General features: G+C 69.8%; 18 protein-coding genes. 4 read left to right on the forward strand and 14 right to left on the reverse strand.

The genetic code is table 11. The annotated features are described in order from the left end of the window. Positions 1 to 8 precede the first annotated feature (8 nt). From nuoK to DBP14_RS13585, 11 genes are read right to left on the reverse strand one after another with little or no spacing between them, the layout of a single operon-like run. Complete coding sequence (gene nuoK, locus DBP14_RS13535; protein WP_046726439.1) at positions 9 to 308, reverse strand: NADH-quinone oxidoreductase subunit NuoK; 300 nt, start codon at positions 306 to 308, stop codon at positions 9 to 11. Next, complete coding sequence (locus DBP14_RS13540) at positions 305 to 1147, reverse strand: NADH-quinone oxidoreductase subunit J (RefSeq protein ID WP_129307474.1); 843 nt, start codon at positions 1145 to 1147, stop codon at positions 305 to 307. Before DBP14_RS13540 ends, nuoK begins: the two co-directional genes overlap by 4 nt. Then, positions 1144 to 1785 carry an NADH-quinone oxidoreductase subunit NuoI gene (gene nuoI / locus DBP14_RS13545; protein WP_129307475.1) on the reverse strand — a complete coding sequence of 214 codons (642 nt, stop codon included), beginning with the start codon at positions 1783 to 1785 and terminating at the stop codon, positions 1144 to 1146. Before nuoI ends, DBP14_RS13540 begins: the two co-directional genes overlap by 4 nt. Continuing rightward, on the reverse strand, positions 1778 to 3142 hold the full coding sequence (nuoH, locus tag DBP14_RS13550; RefSeq protein WP_129307476.1) for an NADH-quinone oxidoreductase subunit NuoH: 1365 nt from the start codon (positions 3140 to 3142) through the stop codon (positions 1778 to 1780). Before nuoH ends, nuoI begins: the two co-directional genes overlap by 8 nt. Continuing rightward, positions 3139 to 5643 (reverse strand): NADH-quinone oxidoreductase subunit G, encoded by a 2505-nt coding sequence (locus DBP14_RS13555; RefSeq protein ID WP_129307477.1) that lies wholly within the window; start codon positions 5641 to 5643, stop codon positions 3139 to 3141. Before DBP14_RS13555 ends, nuoH begins: the two co-directional genes overlap by 4 nt. Further along, the gene (gene nuoF, locus DBP14_RS13560; RefSeq protein WP_206739263.1) at positions 5640 to 6989 is read right to left on the reverse strand and encodes an NADH-quinone oxidoreductase subunit NuoF; all 1350 of its coding nucleotides are present in this window, start codon (positions 6987 to 6989) and stop codon (positions 5640 to 5642) included. The genes DBP14_RS13555 and nuoF overlap by 4 nt, the downstream gene beginning before the upstream one ends. Next, a complete protein-coding gene (gene nuoE / locus DBP14_RS13565; protein ID WP_129307479.1) occupies positions 6986 to 7885 on the reverse strand; it encodes an NADH-quinone oxidoreductase subunit NuoE in 900 nt (299 codons plus the stop codon). The genes nuoF and nuoE overlap by 4 nt, the downstream gene beginning before the upstream one ends. After that, positions 7882 to 9213, reverse strand: coding sequence for an NADH-quinone oxidoreductase subunit D (locus DBP14_RS13570; RefSeq protein ID WP_129307480.1), 1332 nt, complete (start codon positions 9211 to 9213; stop codon positions 7882 to 7884). Before DBP14_RS13570 ends, nuoE begins: the two co-directional genes overlap by 4 nt. Next, positions 9210 to 9971 (reverse strand): NADH-quinone oxidoreductase subunit C, encoded by a 762-nt coding sequence (locus DBP14_RS13575; protein ID WP_129307481.1) that lies wholly within the window; start codon positions 9969 to 9971, stop codon positions 9210 to 9212. Before DBP14_RS13575 ends, DBP14_RS13570 begins: the two co-directional genes overlap by 4 nt. Then, positions 9968 to 10522: an NADH-quinone oxidoreductase subunit B gene (locus DBP14_RS13580; RefSeq protein ID WP_129307482.1), complete on the reverse strand. Its 555-nt coding sequence runs from the start codon at positions 10520 to 10522 to the stop codon at positions 9968 to 9970. Before DBP14_RS13580 ends, DBP14_RS13575 begins: the two co-directional genes overlap by 4 nt. A gap of 13 nt (positions 10523 to 10535) precedes the next feature. Further along, positions 10536 to 10895 carry an NADH-quinone oxidoreductase subunit A gene (locus DBP14_RS13585; protein WP_129307483.1) on the reverse strand — a complete coding sequence of 120 codons (360 nt, stop codon included), beginning with the start codon at positions 10893 to 10895 and terminating at the stop codon, positions 10536 to 10538. Positions 10896 to 11649: 754 nt separating this feature from the next. Between DBP14_RS13585 and DBP14_RS13590 the strand changes: the two genes are divergently transcribed. Next, positions 11650 to 12471: a C40 family peptidase gene (locus tag DBP14_RS13590; protein ID WP_129307484.1), complete on the forward strand. Its 822-nt coding sequence runs from the start codon at positions 11650 to 11652 to the stop codon at positions 12469 to 12471. 133 nt (positions 12472 to 12604) lie between these two features. Next, positions 12605 to 13234 carry a peptide deformylase gene (gene def, locus DBP14_RS13595; RefSeq protein WP_129307485.1) on the forward strand — a complete coding sequence of 210 codons (630 nt, stop codon included), beginning with the start codon at positions 12605 to 12607 and terminating at the stop codon, positions 13232 to 13234. A gap of 31 nt (positions 13235 to 13265) precedes the next feature. Here the strand turns inward: def and DBP14_RS13600 are convergent, their stop codons facing one another. Then, on the reverse strand, positions 13266 to 14516 hold the full coding sequence (locus DBP14_RS13600; protein WP_129311835.1) for a geranylgeranyl reductase family protein: 1251 nt from the start codon (positions 14514 to 14516) through the stop codon (positions 13266 to 13268). 198 nt (positions 14517 to 14714) lie between these two features. On the opposite strand from DBP14_RS13600, the gene DBP14_RS13605 reads away from it, so the two are divergent. Both DBP14_RS13605 and DBP14_RS13610 read left to right on the forward strand, forming a co-directional pair. Continuing rightward, positions 14715 to 15275 (forward strand): GNAT family N-acetyltransferase, encoded by a 561-nt coding sequence (locus DBP14_RS13605; RefSeq protein ID WP_129307486.1) that lies wholly within the window; start codon positions 14715 to 14717, stop codon positions 15273 to 15275. 82 nt (positions 15276 to 15357) lie between these two features. Continuing rightward, a complete protein-coding gene (locus tag DBP14_RS13610) occupies positions 15358 to 15702 on the forward strand; it encodes a PASTA domain-containing protein (RefSeq protein WP_129307487.1) in 345 nt (114 codons plus the stop codon). Here DBP14_RS13610 and DBP14_RS13615 read toward each other — a convergent pair. Further along, complete coding sequence (locus tag DBP14_RS13615; protein WP_129307488.1) at positions 15689 to 16384, reverse strand: demethylmenaquinone methyltransferase; 696 nt, start codon at positions 16382 to 16384, stop codon at positions 15689 to 15691. The genes DBP14_RS13610 and DBP14_RS13615 overlap by 14 nt on opposite strands. Positions 16385 to 16532: 148 nt before the next feature. Beyond that, positions 16533 to 17132: a hypothetical protein gene (locus tag DBP14_RS13620; protein WP_129307489.1), complete on the reverse strand. Its 600-nt coding sequence runs from the start codon at positions 17130 to 17132 to the stop codon at positions 16533 to 16535. Positions 17133 to 17183 lie beyond the last annotated feature (51 nt).

Raw genomic sequence — 17183 nt, forward strand, 5'->3', positions numbered from 1 at the left:
CCGACCCCTTACAGCTTCATCAGGCTGGCGTCGTCGACCGAGGCCGAGTGGCGGGTACGGAACAGCGACACGATGATCGCGAGACCCACCACGACCTCCGCGGCGGCGACGACCATCGTGAAGAAGGCGATGATCTGGCCGTCGAGGTTGCCGTGCATCCGGGAGAAGACGACGAACGCGAGGTTGCACGCGTTGAGCATCAGCTCGATGCACATGAACACGACGATCGCGTTCCGTCTGATCAGCACCCCCGTCGCGCCGATGGTGAACAACAGAGCCGCGAGATACAGGTAGTAGACCGGGTTCACTTCGACGCCTCCTCGGCCCGCTTGGTGTTCGCCGGTTCGATCGCCGTGCGTTCCAGGCGCTCCTCGGCGCGCTGTTCCAGCGACCGCAGGTCGTTCAGCGCCTCGGCGGACACGTCGCGGATCTGGCCGCGTTCCCGCAGCGTCTTGTTGACGGTCAGCTCGGACGGGGTGCCGTCGGGCAGCAGGCCCGCGATGTCCACCGCGTTGTGCCGGGCGTAGACGCCGGGGGCCGGCAGCGGCGGTACGTGCTTGCCCTCGCGGATGCGCTGCTCGGACAGTTCGCGCTGGGTCTTGGCGCGCTCGGTGCGCTCGCGGTGGGTGAGCACCATGGCACCGACGGCGGCCGTGATCAGCAGGGCGCCGGTGAGTTCGAACGCGTACACGTACTTGGTGAAGATGAGGGTCGCGAGGCCCTCCACGTTGCCGTGCGCGTTGGCCTGGCCGGTGCCGTCGAAGTCCTTCAGGGAGGCGTTGGCGATGCCGGCGAACAGCAGGACGCCGAAACCGACCCCGCAGAGAAGGGCCAACCAGCGCTGGCCCTTGATGGTCTCCTTCAGCGAGTCCGCGGCCGTCACGCCGACGAGCATCACCACGAAGAGGAACAGCATCATGATCGCGCCGGTGTAGACGACGATCTGCACGATCCCGAGGAAGTAGGCGCCGTTGGCGAGGTAGAACACCGCCAGGATGATCATGGTTCCGGCGAGGCACAGCGCGCTGTGCACGGCCTTCCTCATGAAGACGGTGCACAGGGCGCCGATCACCGCGACCGAGCCGAGGACCCAGAACTGGAAGGCCTCACCGGTGGAGGTGGTGTAGGCGGCGAGTTGCGCGGTCATCGGCCGATCACCTTCTCCGACGCCGGTTCGGTCCCGCCGAAGGTGGAGTCGCCCTCCTGGACGACCTCGCCCTTGGAGTGGGCGACCTGCCGTACGGTGCCCGGCGCGGCCTCCGTCACCAGACCCCGGTAGTAGTCCTGTTCATCGGTTCCCGGGAAGATCGAGTGCGGCGTGTCGACCATGCCCTCCTCGAGACCGGCGAGCAGCTGCTCCTTGGTGTAGATGAGGTCCGCGCGACTGGAGTCGGCCAGCTCGAACTCGTTGGTCATCGTCAACGCGCGCGTGGGGCACGCCTCGATGCACAGGCCGCACAGGATGCAGCGGGCGTAGTTGATCTGGTAGACGCGGCCGTACCGCTCGCCCGGCGAGTAGCGCTCCTCGTCGGTGTTGTCGGCGCCCTCCACATAGATGGCGTCGGCGGGGCAGGCCCAGGCGCACAGTTCGCAGCCGACGCACTTCTCCAGGCCGTCCGGGTGGCGGTTGAGCTGGTGCCGTCCGTGGAACCGCGGAGCCGTTGTCTTCTTCTGCTCCGGGTACTGCTCGGTCAGCCGCTTCTTGAACATGGCCTTGAAGGTCACGCCGAAGCCGGCCACGGGGTTCAGGAAACCGGGTTTGGTCTCCTTGGGCTCCTCAGCCATCGGACGCCTCCTTTCCATCCGTCGATCCGTCACTGACAGTGTCCGGCCCACCACTGACAATCAGCTCCCGCTCCCGGTGCGAGCGGCGCCTCGGGACGGGCGGCGGCTCCTGACCGGGCAGCGGCGGTACGGGGAACCCGCCGGCCAGCGGGTCGAACCCGGCCTGTTCGGCGGCGGGCTGCTCGGCCGGCTTCGCCTTCTCGCGGAACATGTCGGCGACGAAGGAGAGCAGCAGCAGGGCGAGCACCGCGCCGCCCACGTAGAGGGCGATGTCGGCGAAGTCGTAGTTCTCGTTGCGCAGGACCCGCACGGTCGCGACCAGCATCAGCCACGTCACGGAGACCGGGATGAGGACCTTCCAGCCGAGCTTCATCAGCTGGTCGTAGCGGACGCGGGGCAGGGTGCCGCGCAGCCAGATGAAGAAGAACAGCAGCAACTGGACCTTGATGACGAACCACAGCAGCGGCCACCAGCCGTGGTTCGCGCCCTCCCAGAAGGTGCTGATCGGCCACGGGGCGCGCCATCCGCCGAGGAACAGGGTCGTCGACACGGCCGAGACGGTCACCATGTTGACGTACTCGGCGAGCATGAACATCGCGAACTTGATCGACGAGTACTCGGTGTTGAATCCGCCGACCAGGTCGCCCTCGGACTCCGGCATGTCGAAGGGGGCGCGGTTGGTCTCGCCGACCATCGTGACGATGTAGAGGATGAAGGACACCGGCAGCAGCAGGATGTACCAGCGGTCGTGCTGCTGGGCGACGATCGTGGACGTCGACATCGACCCCGAGTACAGGAACACCGAAGCGAACGCGGCACCCATGGCGATCTCGTACGAGATCATCTGCGCGCAGGAACGCAGGCCGCCGAGCAGGGGGTAGGTGGATCCAGAACTCCAACCCGCCAGGACGATGCCGTAGATGCCGACGGAGGCGACCGCGAGGATGTAGAGCATCGCGATCGGCAGATCGGTCAGCTGCATCGCGGTGCGGTGACCGAAGATCGAGATCTCGTTGCCGGCCGGGCCGAACGGGATCACCGCGATCGCCATGAACGCCGGGATGGCCGCGACGATCGGTGCGAGGACGTAGACCACCTTGTCCGCGCGTTTGACGATGAGGTCTTCCTTGAGCATCAGTTTCACGCCGTCGGCGAGCGACTGGAGCATGCCCCAGGGGCCGTGCCGGTTGGGGCCGACGCGCAGCTGCATCCAGGCGACGACCTTGCGTTCCCAGACGATGGAGAACAGGACGGTCACCATCAGGAAGGCGAAGCAGAACACCGCCTTGATGACGACCAGCCACCAGGGGTCGCTGCCGAACATCGAGAGGTCTTCAGCGGCGAGGTACGGGCTCATGCCTCCACCTCCTTGGGGGCCTTGTCGGCGGGCGCCGCCGGGCCGATACGGACGAGGGAGCCGGGCACCGCTCCGGTGCCGGAGGCGACGCCCGCGCCGACGGAGTTCAGCGGGAGCCACACCACCCGGTCGGGCATCTCGGTGACCAGCAGGGGGAGTTCGACGGTGCCGGCCTGACCGGTGACGGCCAGGAGGCCGCCGTCCTCGACGCCCACCTCGGCGGCCGTCGCGGCGGACACGCGTGCGCGTGCGGCGTGCCGGGTGCCGGCGAGCGCTTCGTCGCCCTCCTGCAGGACGCCGTGGTCCAGGAGCAGCCGGTGCCCGGCGAGTACGGCCTCGCCGGCGGCCGGACGGGGCAGCGCGCCCACGGTCTCCATGGGTTCGGTGGCGCGCGGGCCGTCCCAGGCGCCGAGCCGGTCGATCTCCGCGCGCGTGGTGCGCAGGTCCGGCAACCCCAGATGGACGTCCATGGCGTCGGCGAGCATCTGCAGCACGCGGCCGTCGGACGGGGAGAGGCGGCGGGTCATCTGGTCGGGCTTCAGGGTGGCCTCGAAGAAGCGGACCCTGCCCTCCCAGTTGAGGAAGGTGCCTGCCTTCTCGGGGACCGCGGCGACCGGCAGGACGACGTCGGCGCGGTCGGTGACCTCGCTGGGCCGCAGTTCCAGTGACACCAGGAAGCCGACGCTGTCGAGCGCTTCACGCGCGCGTGCCGGGTCGGGCAGGTCGGCGACCTCGACGCCGGCGACCACGAGGGCCGAGATTTCGCCGGTGGCGGCGGCCTCGACGATCTGGTGGGTGTCGCGGCCGTAGCGCAGCGGCAGTTCGGCCAGCCCCCAGGCGGCGGCGACCTCCTCCCGCGCGCGCGGGTCGGTGGCCGGGCGGCCGCCGGGCAGCAGCGACGGCAGTGCGCCCGCCTCGGCGGCGCCGCGCTCCCCGGCCCGCCTGGGGATCCAGACGAGCTGGGCGCCGGTCGCGGTGGCGGCGCGTGCGGCGGCGGTCAGTCCGCCGGCGACCGCGGCCAGCCGCTCTCCTACGACGATCACGGCGCCCTGGGTGCGCAGCGCCTCGGCGGCCTGTGCGCCGGGCTCCTCCAGGCCGACGCCGCTCGCGAGGGCGTCCAGCCATTCGGTCTCGGTGCCGGGGGCGGCCGGAAGGAGGGTGCCGCCCGCCTTCTGGAGGCCCCGGGTGGCGTGCGTGGCCAGCGCGAAGACGCGCTGTTTGCGTTTGCGCCAGGCCTTGCGCAGCCGCAGGAAGACGCCAGGTGCCTCCTCCTCCGACTCGAAGCCGACGAGCAGGACGGCGGGCGCCTTCTCCAGGGAGGTGTACGTGACGCCCGTACCGTCGAGGTCACGGCCGCGGCCGGCCACGCGGGACGCCAGGAAGTCGGCTTCCTCTCCGCTGTGCACGCGCGCGCGGAAGTCGATGTCGTTGGTGTCGAGGGCCACGCGTGCGAACTTGCTGTACGCGTAGGCGTCCTCGACGGTGAGTCGGCCTCCGGTGAGGACGCCGGCGCGGGAGCGGGCGGCGGTCAGCCCGCGCGCGGCCGCTTCGAGGGCTTCCGGCCAGGAGGCGGGTTCGAGGACGCCCTCGGCGTTGCGCACGAGCGGGGTTTCGAGGCGGTCCTTGAGCTGGGCGTACCGGAACGCGAAGCGTCCCTTGTCGCAGATCCACTCCTCGTTGACCTCGGGGTCGTCGGCGGCGAGCCGCCGCATGACCTTGCCGCGCCGGTGGTCGGTGCGGGTGGCGCAGCCGCCCGCGCAGTGCTCGCACACGGACGGCGAGGAGATCAGGTCGAACGGGCGGGAGCGGAACCGGTAGGCCGCCGAGGTCAGCGCGCCGACCGGGCAGATCTGGATGGTGTTGCCGGAGAAGTACGACTCGAAGGGGTCGCCCTCGCCGGTGCCGACCTGCTGGAGGGCGCCCCGTTCGATCAGTTCGATCATCGGGTCGCCGGCGACCTGGTTGGAGAAGCGGGTGCAGCGGGCGCACAGCACGCACCGCTCGCGGTCGAGCAGGACCTGCGTGGAGATCGGCACAGGCTTCTCGTAGGTCCGCTTCTTGCCCTCGAAGCGGGACTCGGCGTTTCCGTGCGACATGGCCTGGTTCTGCAGGGGGCACTCGCCGCCCTTGTCGCAGACCGGGCAGTCGAGGGGGTGGTTGATGAGGAGGAGTTCCATCACCCCCTTCTGGGCCTTCTCGGCGACCGGCGAGGTGAGGTGGGTCTTGACGACCATGCCGTCGGTGCAGGTGATCGTGCAGGACGCCATCGGCTTGCGCTGGCCCTCGACCTCGACGATGCACTGCCGGCAGGCGCCGGCGGGGTCCAGGAGGGGGTGGTCGCAGAAGCGGGGGATCTCGATGCCGAGCTGTTCGGCGGCGCGGATGACCAGGGTGCCCTTGGGCACGCTGAGTTCGATGCCGTCGATGGTCAGCGTGACGAGGTCCTCCGGCGGGACCGCCGCCTCTCCCCCTCCGGTGGGAGCACTCGTGGTCACGGTCATGCGTTCACCTCCGGGCGGTCCGCCCAGGCCGTCGACTTCGCCGGGTCGAAGGGGCAGCCCCGGCCCGTGATGTGCTGCTCATACTCCTCGCGGAAGTACTGCAGCGAGGAGAAGATCGGTGAGGCGGCGCCGTCACCGAGGGCGCAGAAGGACTTGCCGTTGATGTTGTCGGCGATGTCGTTCAGCTTGTCGAGGTCGGACATGCTGCCCTTGCCGGCTTCGATGTCCCGCATCAGCTGCACCAGCCAGTACGTCCCCTCGCGGCAGGGTGTGCACTTGCCGCAGGACTCGTGGGCGTAGAACTCGGTCCAGCGGGTCACCGCCCGCACCACGCAGGTCGTCTCGTCGAAGCACTGCAGGGCCTTCGTGCCGAGCATGGAACCGGCGGCGCCGACTCCCTCGTAGTCGAGGGGGACGTCGAGGTGTTCGTCGGTGAACATCGGGGTCGAGGAGCCGCCGGGCGTCCAGAACTTCAGCCGGTGGCCGGGGCGCATCCCGCCGCTCATGTCGAGGAGCTGACGGAGTGTGATGCCGAGGGGCGCCTCGTACTGGCCGGGGCCGGCGACGTGGCCGCTGAGCGAGTACAGCGTGAAGCCGGGAGACTTCTCGCTGCCCATCGATCTGAACCAGTCTTTCCCGTTTTTCAGGATTGCGGGAACTGACGCGATCGATTCGACGTTATTCACCACAGTCGGACAGGCGTAGAGGCCTTCCACCGCAGGGAAGGGGGGACGCAGCCGCGGTTGACCACGGCGGCCTTCGAGCGAGTCGAGCAGTGCGGTCTCCTCACCGCAGATGTACGCGCCCGCACCCGCGTGCACGGTGAGTTCGAGGTCGAGTCCGCTGCCCAGGATGTTCTCGCCGAGGTAGCCCGCCTCGTAGGCCTCGCGCACGGCCTCGTGCAACCGCCGCAGAACGGGGACGACTTCGCCACGCAGATAGATGAAGGCATGCGACGACCTGATGGCGTAACACGCGATCACAATGCCCTCGATGAGGCTGTGCGGGTTCGCGAAGAGGAGCGGGATGTCCTTGCAGGTCCCGGGCTCCGATTCGTCGGCGTTGACAACTAGATAGTGCGGTTTTCCATCACCCTGGGGAATGAACTGCCACTTCATTCCCGTCGGGAACCCCGCGCCGCCGCGGCCGCGCAGACCGGAGTCCTTGACGTACGCGATCAGGTCGTCCGGTGACATGGCGAGCGCCTTGCGGAGTCCCTCGTACCCTTCGTGCCTCCGGTAGACGTCCAGAGACCAGGCCCGGTCCTCGTCCCAGAAGGCCGACAGCACGGGTGCGAGCAGCTTCTCGGGGCTCGTGTCCTTCAGTTCGGGTGCCACGGTCATCACTCCCCCTCCTCGGCGGTAGGCCCTGCCGGATGAGCCGGGTCGGAGGCCGAGGTGTCCTGCGGCGCGTCATGAGAGCTGGGGTGTTCGGCCGGCGACGGCTCGGGCACCTCGTCCCGCGGTGCGTCGTGCGCCCCGGCGTCATGCGGACCGCCTTCGTGCGGACCGCCGTCGCGTGGATGGACCACGCGCGCGGGTGCGGCCTCTCCCCTGGCCAGGCGGAGGCCCACCAGCGACGCGGGTCCCGCACTGCCGCTCTCCTCGACGGCCCCGGGCCGCTCGTCGGGGAAGCCGGCCAGGATCCGCGCGGTCTCCTTGAAGGTGCACAGGCGGGCGCCGCGCGTGGGCTCCACGGGCCGTCCCGCGCGCAGGTCGTCGACCAGGCGCTTGGCGCTGCCGGGTGTCTGGTTGTCGAAGAACTCCCAGTTCACCATCACGACGGGCGCGTAGTCGCAGGCGGCGTTGCACTCGATGTGCTCCAGGGTGACCAGGCCGTCGTCGGTGGTCTCGCCGTTGCCGACGCCCAGGTGTTCCTGGAGGGTCTCGAAGATCGCGTCGCCGCCCATCACCGCGCAGAGGGTGTTGGTGCACACGCCGACCTGGTAGTCACCGGAGGGCCGGCGCCGGTACATGCTGTAGAAGGTGGCGACGGCGGTGACCTCGGCGGTGGTGAGGTCGAGCATGTCCGCGCAGAACTTCATGCCGGTGCGCGTGACGTGCCCTTCCTCGGCCTGCACGAGGTGGAGCAGCGGCAGCAGGGCGGACCGGGAGTCCGGGTAGCGCGCGATGACCTCGCGCGCGTCCGCCTCCAGGCGGGCCCGGACGTCGTCCGGGTAGGCGGGCGCGGGCAGTTCGGGCATGCCCAGGCTGACGCCCCGCTCCGAAGAAGAGGTGGTCACCGGTCGACGCCTCCCATCACGGGGTCGATGGACGCCACGGCGACGATCACGTCGGCGACCTGGCCGCCCTCGCACATCGCCGCCATGGCTTGCAGGTTGGTGAAGGACGGGTCGCGGAAGTGGACCCGGTAGGGGCGGGTGCCGCCGTCGGAGACCGCGTGCACACCGAGTTCGCCCTTGGGTGACTCGACGGCCGCGTAGGCCTGTCCCGGCGGGACCCGGAAGCCCTCGGTGACCAGCTTGAAGTGGTGGATCAGGGACTCCATGGAAGTGCCCATGATCTTCTTGATGTGGTCGAGGGAGTTGCCGAGTCCGTCCGGGCCCAGGGCGAGCTGTGCGGGCCAGGCGATCTTCTTGTCGGCGACCATGACGGGGCCGGGCTGCAGCCGGTCCAGGCACTGCTCGACGATCCTGAGCGACTGGCGCATCTCCTCCAGGCGGATCAGGAAGCGGCCGTAGGCGTCGCAGGTGTCGGCGGTGGGGATGTCGAAGTCGTACGTCTCGTAGTCGCAGTACGGCTGGGTCTTGCGGAGGTCGTGCGGCAGGCCGGTGGCGCGCAGGATCGGGCCGGTGGCGCCGAGGGCCATGCAGCCGGCCAGGTCGAGGTAGCCGATGTCCTGCATGCGGGCCTTGAAGATGGGATTCCCGGTGGCGAGCGCGTCGTACTCCGGGAGGTTCTTGTTCATCTTCTTCACGAACTCGCGGATCTGGTCCACCGCGCCGGGCGGCAGGTCCTGGGCGAGTCCGCCGGGCCGGATGTACGCGTGGTTCATGCGCAGGCCGGTGACCAGCTCGTAGATGTCGAGGATCATTTCACGGTCACGGAATCCGTAGATCATGATCGTGGTGGCGCCGAGTTCCATGCCGCCGGTGGCGATGCACACCAGGTGGGAGGAGAGCCGGTTCAGCTCCATCAGGAGCACCCGGATGATCTTCGCGCGCTCGGGGATCTCGTCCTCGATGCCGAGGAGCTTCTCGACGGCGAGACAGTAGGCGGTCTCGTTGAAGAAGGACGTCAGGTAGTCCATGCGCGTCACGAACGTGGTGCCCTGCGTCCAGGTCCGGTATTCGAGGTTCTTCTCGATGCCGGTGTGGAGGTAGCCGATGCCGCAGCGGGCCTCGGTGACCGTCTCGCCCTCGATCTCCAGGATGAGCCGGAGCACTCCATGGGTGGACGGGTGCTGGGGACCCATGTTGACGACGACGCGTTCGTCGTCGGCGCGGGCCGCGGACTGGACGACCTCGTCCCAGTCGCCACCGGTGACCGTGTACACGGTGCCCTCGGTGGTCTCCCGCGCGGAGGCGGACGACGGGTGTGTGCTGCTCACGAGTACGACCTCCGCTGGTCCGGAGCCGGGATCTGGGCGCCCTTGTACTCGACGGGGATGCCGCCGAGGGGGTAGTCCTTGCGCTGCGGGTGGCCCTGCCAGTCGTCCGGCATCATGATCCGCGTCAGGGCCGGGTGGCCGTCGAAGACGATCCCGAAGAAGTCGTAGGTCTCGCGTTCGTGCCAGTCGTTGGTGGGATACACGGAGACCAGGGACGGGATACGCCGGTCGCTGTCGGGGGCGCTGACTTCGAGGCGGATCAGCCGGTTGTGGGTGATCGAGCGCAGGTGGTAGACGGCGTGCAGCTCGCGGCCCTTGTCGTTCGGGTAGTGGACGCCGCTGACGCCGGTGCACAGCTCGAAGCGCAGGGCCGGGTCGTCGCGCAGGGTGCGGGCGACGCGGACGAGGTGTTCGCGTTCGACGTGGAAGGTGATCTCGTCGCGATCGACGACCGTCTTCTCGAGGGCGTTGCCGGGCAGGAGTCCCTGTTCCTCCAGGGCGCCCTCCAGTTCGTCGGCGACCTCGTCGAACCAGCCGCCGTAGGGGCGGGTGGCCGGGCCGGGGAGCCGGACCGAGCGGACCAGGCCGCCGTAGCCGGAGGTGTCGCCGCCGCCCGCGGTGCCGAACATGCCGCGCTGGACGCGGATCTCCTCGCCGCCCTGGCCGCGCTGTCCGGGGAGGTTGGAGGCGGAGAGGTCCTTCTCGGGGTTCACCCCGTTCGACCCGCCTGTGCCGTTGGTGCCGTTTCCGTCGCTCACCGCAGCAGCCCCTTCATCTCGATCGTGGGCAGGGCCTTGAGCGCCGCCTCCTCCGCCTCGCGGGCGGCTTCCGCCGCGTTCACGCCGAGCTTGGAGGACTGGATCTTCTGGTGGAGCTTGAGGATCGCGTCCATCAGCATCTCGGGGCGGGGCGGGCAGCCGGGCAGGTAGATGTCGACGGGGACGATGTGGTCGACGCCCTGGACGATGGCGTAGTTGTTGAACATGCCGCCCGAGGAGGCGCAGACGCCCATGGAGATCACCCACTTCGGGTTGGGCATCTGGTCGTAGACCTGCCGCAGCACCGGCGCCATCTTCTGGCTGACCCGGCCGGCGACGATCATCAGGTCGGCCTGGCGCGGCGAGCCGCGGAAGACCTCCATGCCGAAGCGCGCGAGGTCATAGCGGCCGGCGCCGGTCGTCATCATCTCGATGGCGCAGCAGGCGAGGCCGAACGTGGCCGGGAAGACGGACGCCTTGCGCACCCAGCCCGCGGCCTGCTCGACGGTGGTCAGCAGGAATCCGCTCGGCAGTTTTTCTTCGAGTCCCATGTCCTAAGGCCCCTCAGTCCCATTCCAGGCCGCCGCGCCGCCATACGTACGCGTACGCGACGAAGACGGTGAGCACGAAGAGCAGCATCTCCACGAGCCCGAAAACACCCAGGGCGTCGAAGGTGACGGCCCAGGGGTAGAGGAAGACGATCTCGATGTCGAAGACGATGAAGAGCATCGCCGTCAGGTAGTACTTGATGGGGAAGCGCCCGCCGCCGGCCGGCGTGGGGGTCGGCTCGATGCCGCACTCGTAGGCGTCGAGTTTGGCGCGGTTGTACCGCTTCGGACCGATCAGCGTGGCCATGACCACGGAGAAGATCGCAAAGCCTGCCCCGAGGGCTCCCAGTACGAGGATGGGCGCATACGCGTTCACCGCTCCTCGCTCCTCTCAGTCGGCGCTGACTGCTGGCGGTTGCATCGGACTCACGCTCTGTCTCACCGGTCCCACCGACCCCTCTCGCCCCGCTCGTCCCGGACGAAGATCGAGAACATGTGAAGCAGGTCACAAGCCCAACTGCCACGCATCTTATGCCCGCCGCTCTGTGATCTGCGACACGGGGTATTCCACAAGCTTTGTGATCTCCACCACCTGACGAAGGATCATGAAGTCGGATGATGGGTGATCTTCATACGCGAAGCGTTCAGGTGATCACCAGAAGTGACAATTCCGCTCGTCGTCGCAGGCCGGAGGGGTCGTCTCAATATCAAGAGAGTTCTCCTGCATGCAAATTGGTGCTGGACCGGGCGGGCTGGTAGAGGGTCCCGTTCACACATCAGAGGGAGCTTGGGGCACCGAAGTGGACGCCATCCGGCGCGTGCACGCGTTCACGAACTCCCTCCCGCGCGGGACGCCGCCCTTCCGGTAACCGTTCCGTGACCTCCGCCACATCCATGAGAGGCGGATGAGAGCCGGGCTTGGCCATCCATCCCAACCAGTGGTAAGTGCGGGGCAATTCGGGCGTAATGATGAAAGACCGTGATCATGGGCTTGATCACCTGCGTCCGCAATGTCCGTTACGGCGTCAATAAAGAGTGACGCGCCGGGCATTCGGGGCCCGGATTGAGCAACTGTGGCGCAGCACACGTTTCTTGAAGATATGAAGGAGCCCCTGGTACCGGTTGTTCCCATGTCCCACACCGCTCACATACGCAGCCACCGGAAACCCCGCCGCAGCGCGTCGAAAGTCGCGATGCGGGCCGGAGTTGCCGGTGGCGTCCTCAGCACCCTGGCAGTGGCCGGGGCCTCCGGCTCGGCGAACGCCGCCGAGCCGGTGACGCAGACCCTCGAACTGCCCACCCTCACGGCCGACCTGGCCACTCAGGTCGCCCAGTCCGCGGACGCCACGCAGCAGGCCGCCGCGAACTACGCGCTGCAGGCCGAGCGTGACACGGCCGCCGCAAAGGCCGCGAAGCAGGCCAAGGCGGACCTCGCGGACGCGAAGCAGAAGGCTGAGGCCAAGCGCAAGGCCGCAGAGGAGGCCGCCCGCAAGAAGGCCGCCGAGCGCGCCTCGCGCAGCACAGAGCGGACCACGCTCTCCACCTCGGCGGGCACGGGCACCTCCGTCGGCACCTCCACCGGCAGCTCGACGGCCACCGGTTCGGCCGCCGCCGTCATCTCCTTCGTCAAGGCGCAGATCGGCAAGGCGTACGTCTCCGGCGCCACCGGCCCGTCCGCCTACGACTGCTCCGGCCTGGTGCAGACGGCCTTCAAGCAGGTGGGCATCAGCCTGCCGCGCGTCTCCCAGGACCAGTCGACCGCCGGCACCCAGGTGTCGCTGAGCAACCTGCAGCCGGGCGACATCCTGTACTGGGGTGGCGCGGGCAGCGCGTACCACGTCGCGGTGTACGTGGGCGACGGCATGTTCGTCGGCGCGCAGAACCCCTCCAGCGGGGTCGTGGAGAAGCCGCTGTCGTACGACCCGCCGAGCGGGGCCGTGCGGGTGCTCTGAGCACCTCCACGCCTCTCACACGGGCACGCAGGGCCGCAGCCGCTCGGGGGCAGCGGCCCTTGCTCGTCTCCTGGCATCCTCTGGCACGGGCCGCCGCACGGGCGGTCCGTCCAGAAGGCAAGGAGGCAGCGCGATGCCACGCGTGTTCGTTCAGGGAAGCCCCGCCGACCACTACCCCAGGTACGCCCCGGAGGCGGGACGCGGCGCGGTGCGCCGTATCACCGAGGTCGGCGAGGAGGTCCTGCACCGGCCGTGCCGGGACGTCACGGAGTTCGGCCCCGACCTCGCCGCACTCATCGACGACATGTTCCTCACCATGTACGCCGCGGACGGAGCGGGTCTGGCGGCGAATCAGGTGGGGGTCGGTCTGCGGCTGTTCGTGTACGACTGCCCCGATGACGAAGGAGTCCGACATGTCGGACACGTCGTCAATCCGGTGCTTGAGCACTCCGGTGCGGCCGGGCGGCGGCTGATCGACGACGGTGAGGGCTGCCTGTCGGTGCCGGGCGTCGTCATGGCCGTACCGAGGCCGGACCGGGCCGTCGTCCACGGGCAGGACAGGGACGGCCGGCCGCTCACCGTCGAGGGCACGGGCTACTTCGCGCGCTGCCTCGCCCACGAGACCGACCACACGTACGGCCACATCTATCTCGACCGCCTCTCGAAGCGGGAGAAAAAGGACGCCCTGCGGCAGATGGCGGCCCAGCGGGACGAGGTGATCGCCCGCCGGGCCGCCAAGGCGACGGAGCTGAGCCGGCCCTAGGCCCCGCCGACCACCCCGCCCCGAAGGCTCATCACGCCTTCGGGGCCACCTTGCTCAGGCCGTTGATGACGCGGTCCATCGCGTCGCCGCCCGTGGGGTCGGTGAGGTTGGCCAGCAGTTTGAGGGTGAACTTCATCAGCACGGGGTGGGTCAGGCCCCGCTGGGCGGCGATCTGCATGACCTTCGGGTTTCCGATGAGCTTCACGAAGGCGCGGCCGAGGGTGTAGTAGCCGCCGTAGGTGTCCTTCAGGACGCGCGGGTAGCGCTGCAGGGCGAGTTCACGCTGGGCCGGGGTGGCGCGCCCGAGGGCCTGGACGATGACCTCGGCGGCGAGCTGGCCGGACTCCATGGCGTAGGCGATGCCCTCGCCGTTGAAGGGGTTCACCAGGCCGCCGGCGTCGCCGACGAGCAGCAGCCCGCGCGTGTAGTGCGGCTGCCGGTTGAACGCCATGGGCAGGGCGGCGCCGCGGATCGGGCCGGTCATGTTCTCGGGGGTGTAGCCCCAGTCCTCCGGCATGGAGGCGCACCAGGCCTTGAGGATCTCGCGCCAGTCGAGGTCCTTGAAGGAGGCGGAGGTGTTGAGGACGCCGAGACCGACGTTGGAGGTGCCGTCGCCCATGCCGAAGATCCAGCCGTAGCCGGGCAGCAGGCGGTCCTGGGGTCCGCGCCGGTCCCACAGCTCCAGCCAGGACTCCAGATAGTCGTCGTCGTGGCGGGGCGAGGTGAAGTAGGTGCGCACGGCGACGCCCATCGGGCGGTCCTCGCGGCGGTGCAGGCCCATCGCGAGGGAGAGCCGGGTGGAGTTGCCGTCGGCGGCGACCACCAGCGGCGCGTGGAAGGTGACCTCGCGCTTCTCCTCGCCCAGCTTGGCCGTCACGCCGGTGATGCGGCCGGTGCGGTCGTCGACGACCGGGCCGGAGACGTTGCAGCGCTCGTAGAGGCGGGCGCCGGCCTTCTGGGCGTTGCGGGCGAGCTGCTCGTCGAAGTCGTCGCGCTTGCGGACGAGGCCGTAGTTCGGATAGGTGGCGAGATCCGGCCAGTCCAGCTGGAGGCGGGTGCCGCCGCCGATGATCCTCAGGCCCTTGTTGCGCAGCCAGCCGGCTTCCTCGGAGATGTCGATGCCCATGGCGACGAGCTGCTTGACCGCGCGCGGGGTGAGGCCGTCGCCGCAGACCTTCTCGCGGGGGAACTCGGTCTTCTCCAGCAGGAGTACGTCGAGTCCGGCGCGGGCGAGGTGGTAGGCGGTAGTGGACCCGGCCGGGCCGGCGCCCACGACGATCACGTCGGCGGTGCTCTCGGGCGAGGGCCCGGAGGACGGCTTGGACGAGGGCCCGGAGGAGGGCTCGGAGTACGGCTCGGAGTGGGGCTCGGTCTCGACGGTCACGGCGGGATCTCCCCAAGTTCGGAATCTGCGTGCCGGCCGGCACTGGACATGGGCAGTCTATTCAGCGGAACCGATCACCGGCTGAAGGGCTGCCCCGTGAACGAAGCTCTCCCCGCAGTACGGCTGCGCGTGCCCACCCACGAGGACGCGTTCGCCTGGCACCGCGTCTTCGACGACCCGGAGGTCATGGAGTTCTACGGCGGCCGGCCCGCGGAGTTGTCCGTGTACGAGGAGCTGACCGCGCGCCAGCGGCGGCACGACGCGGAGTACGGCTTCTGCCTGTGGACCCTGCTGGGCGACGACGGGGAGGTCATCGGTTTCACGGGCGCCCAGCCCTGGCAGCCGGACTGGGGGCCGGTCGGCGAGATAGAGATCGGCTGGCGGCTCGGCCGGGCGCACTGGGGCCGGGGGCACGCCACCGCGGCCGCGCGCGAGACGCTGGACCGCGTCCGGGCGGCCGGGGTGCCGGGAGTGGTGGCGATGGTACGGCCCGGCAACGAGCGGTCGATCTCAGTGACCCGGCGGCTCGGCATGACGCCGGCGGAGACCTTCACGCACCCGGCACTGAACGAACCGGCGCTCTGCTTCCGGCTCGCGTTCGACGCCCCGAGCCCGCGCTCGACACCACCGAGCAACCCACCGAGTAACCCAAAGTAGCCGACTGTCACAGAAAGACACCAGCGCCTTCCGGGCGGCCCGTGCCGGAGTTACCCTGCCAGTACCGCTGGGGGTGACATCTGTGCGCATAACACCCAATACACCCGAAGTACGCGTTCCACGGCTGGTCGGTCTGATGGCCGTGGACGCGCGCGAGACGGCCCGGGCTCGGGGCCTGTTCCTGAACGCGCCGGACCGGCCCGACTTCCACCGCACGGTCGTCGAGTACGTCGTACGCCAGTACCCGCAGCCCGGCGCCGAGGTGCCGCCGGACGCCATGGTGTACGTGTGGTTCGACTTCGGCCCGGGAGAGGGCGGCGGAGGCGTGCGCGAGCCACGCATTCCGGGACCGCCCCGGGGCGGCCTGCAACGCGAACTGGACGAGCCGGGCGACCCGTACGCCGCCGTCGGGCTCAGCTCGCCTTGAAGCCCCGGTGCAGGGCCACCACGCCGCCCGTCAGGTTCCGCCACGCCACCTTCGACCAGCCCGCCTTGCGCAGCCGTTCGGCGAGGGCCGGCTGGTCGGGCCAGGCGCGGATGGACTCGGCGAGGTAGACGTATGCGTCCGGGCTGGAGGACACCGCGCGCGCGACCGGCGGCAGCGCCCGCATCAGGTACTCGGTGTAGACGGTCCGGAAGGGTGCCCAGGTCGGGTGCGAGAACTCGCAGATGACCACGCGGCCGCCGGGCCGGGTCACCCGGAGCATCTCGCGCAGCGCCGCGTCCGTGTCCTGGACGTTGCGCAGCCCGAAGGAGATCGTCACCGCGTCGAAGGTGTCGTCCTTGAACGGCAGCTTCGTCGCGTCGCCGGCGGTGAACGGCAGCCAGGTGTGCTTCTTCTTCCCCACCTGGAGCATGCCGAGGGAGAAGTCGCAGGGGACGACGTACGCGCCCGCGCGCGTGAAGGGCAGCGAGGAGGTGGCCGTACCGGCTGCGAGGTCGAGGATCTTCTGCGCGGGGCGGGCGTCGACCGCGCGCGCGACCTCCTTGCGCCAGCGCCGGTCCTGGCCGAGTGACAGCACGTCGTTCGTCAGGTCGTACCGTTCCGCCACGTCGTCGAACATCGAGGCGACTTCGTGCGGCTGCTTGTTCAGGGAAGCGCGGGTCACCGGGCCATTGTTGCAGCCGCCCGTCCGCCGCCGGCCGCGGCGTCCCGTGAGCGGCGCGGACGGGTGTCTCGCGGTCCGGCGCCTCGCGGTCCGGTGTCGCCCGGTCCGGTCTCGCGCGGTCCGGTCTCGCGCGACAGATGCCCCGCGGTCAGCGCGCCCGGTACACCAGGCGGCCGCCCAGCACGGTGGCCACGCAGGTGGCGGCGGAGCGGCGGACCAGTTCGGCGCGGTCGGCGACGTCGAACACGGCGAACCGGGCGGGTCCGCCGGCCGTGAGCCGCGGCAGCAGGATCAGCGGGGACGGGGACAGCGCGGCCGGTCCAGGGAGCCGGTCGGGCCGCTGTCCCACCGCGAGTCCGGCCCGGCGCACCGCGTCGGCGGCGGCCCGCGACCGCAGTTCCCCGGCCACCGCCACCGTGCCGTGTGCCAGCATCCGCTGCACCCCGCGCCGCGCGCTCGCGCCGAGGCGTGCGGGATCACCGCGGAAGATCTCCGCCGCGCGTGCCCCGCCGATGGGCTCGGTGCCGAGGGTGTCGGCCTCGCGCGGGTCCGGGTGGTAGGTGGCTTCCAGCAGCTCCGGACCGTACGGGTTCAGCAGGCCCGGGGTGAGGATGCCGGGCCAGCGCCGCACCCTCGCCCCGGGTGCGGCGGCGGCGAGTTCCTCGTACGGGCCGACGGCGGCGACGGACGCCCCGTCGACCAGGACGGCCGCCTCGGGGGACCGCTCGGCGAGATGAAGGGTCAGCACGGCAGGCTCGGTCGCTCGCTCGGTTCGATGCTCGGTCGCTCGCTCGGTCGT

The sequence above is a fragment of the Streptomyces sp. L2 genome (genome assembly GCF_004124325.1).
Taxonomy (GTDB): domain Bacteria; phylum Actinomycetota; class Actinomycetes; order Streptomycetales; family Streptomycetaceae; genus Streptomyces.

Bases quoted from the DNA above. Each gene is read 5' to 3' on its own strand.
- DBP14_RS13540 (WP_129307474.1), bottom strand. From the start codon at position 1,147: ATGACCGCGCAACTCGCCGCCTACACCACCTCCACCGGTGAGGCCTTC.
- nuoI (WP_129307475.1), bottom strand. From the start codon at position 1,785: ATGGCTGAGGAGCCCAAGGAGACCAAACCCGGTTTCCTGAACCCCGTG.
- DBP14_RS13555 (WP_129307477.1), bottom strand. From the start codon at position 5,643: ATGACCGTGACCACGAGTGCTCCCACCGGAGGGGGAGAGGCGGCGGTC.
- DBP14_RS13580 (WP_129307482.1), bottom strand. From the start codon at position 10,522: ATGGGACTCGAAGAAAAACTGCCGAGCGGATTCCTGCTGACCACCGTC.
- DBP14_RS13590 (WP_129307484.1), top strand. From the start codon at position 11,650: ATGTCCCACACCGCTCACATACGCAGCCACCGGAAACCCCGCCGCAGC.
- def (WP_129307485.1), top strand. From the start codon at position 12,605: ATGCCACGCGTGTTCGTTCAGGGAAGCCCCGCCGACCACTACCCCAGG.
- nuoH (WP_129307476.1), bottom strand. From the start codon at position 3,142: ATGAGCCCGTACCTCGCCGCTGAAGACCTCTCGATGTTCGGCAGCGAC.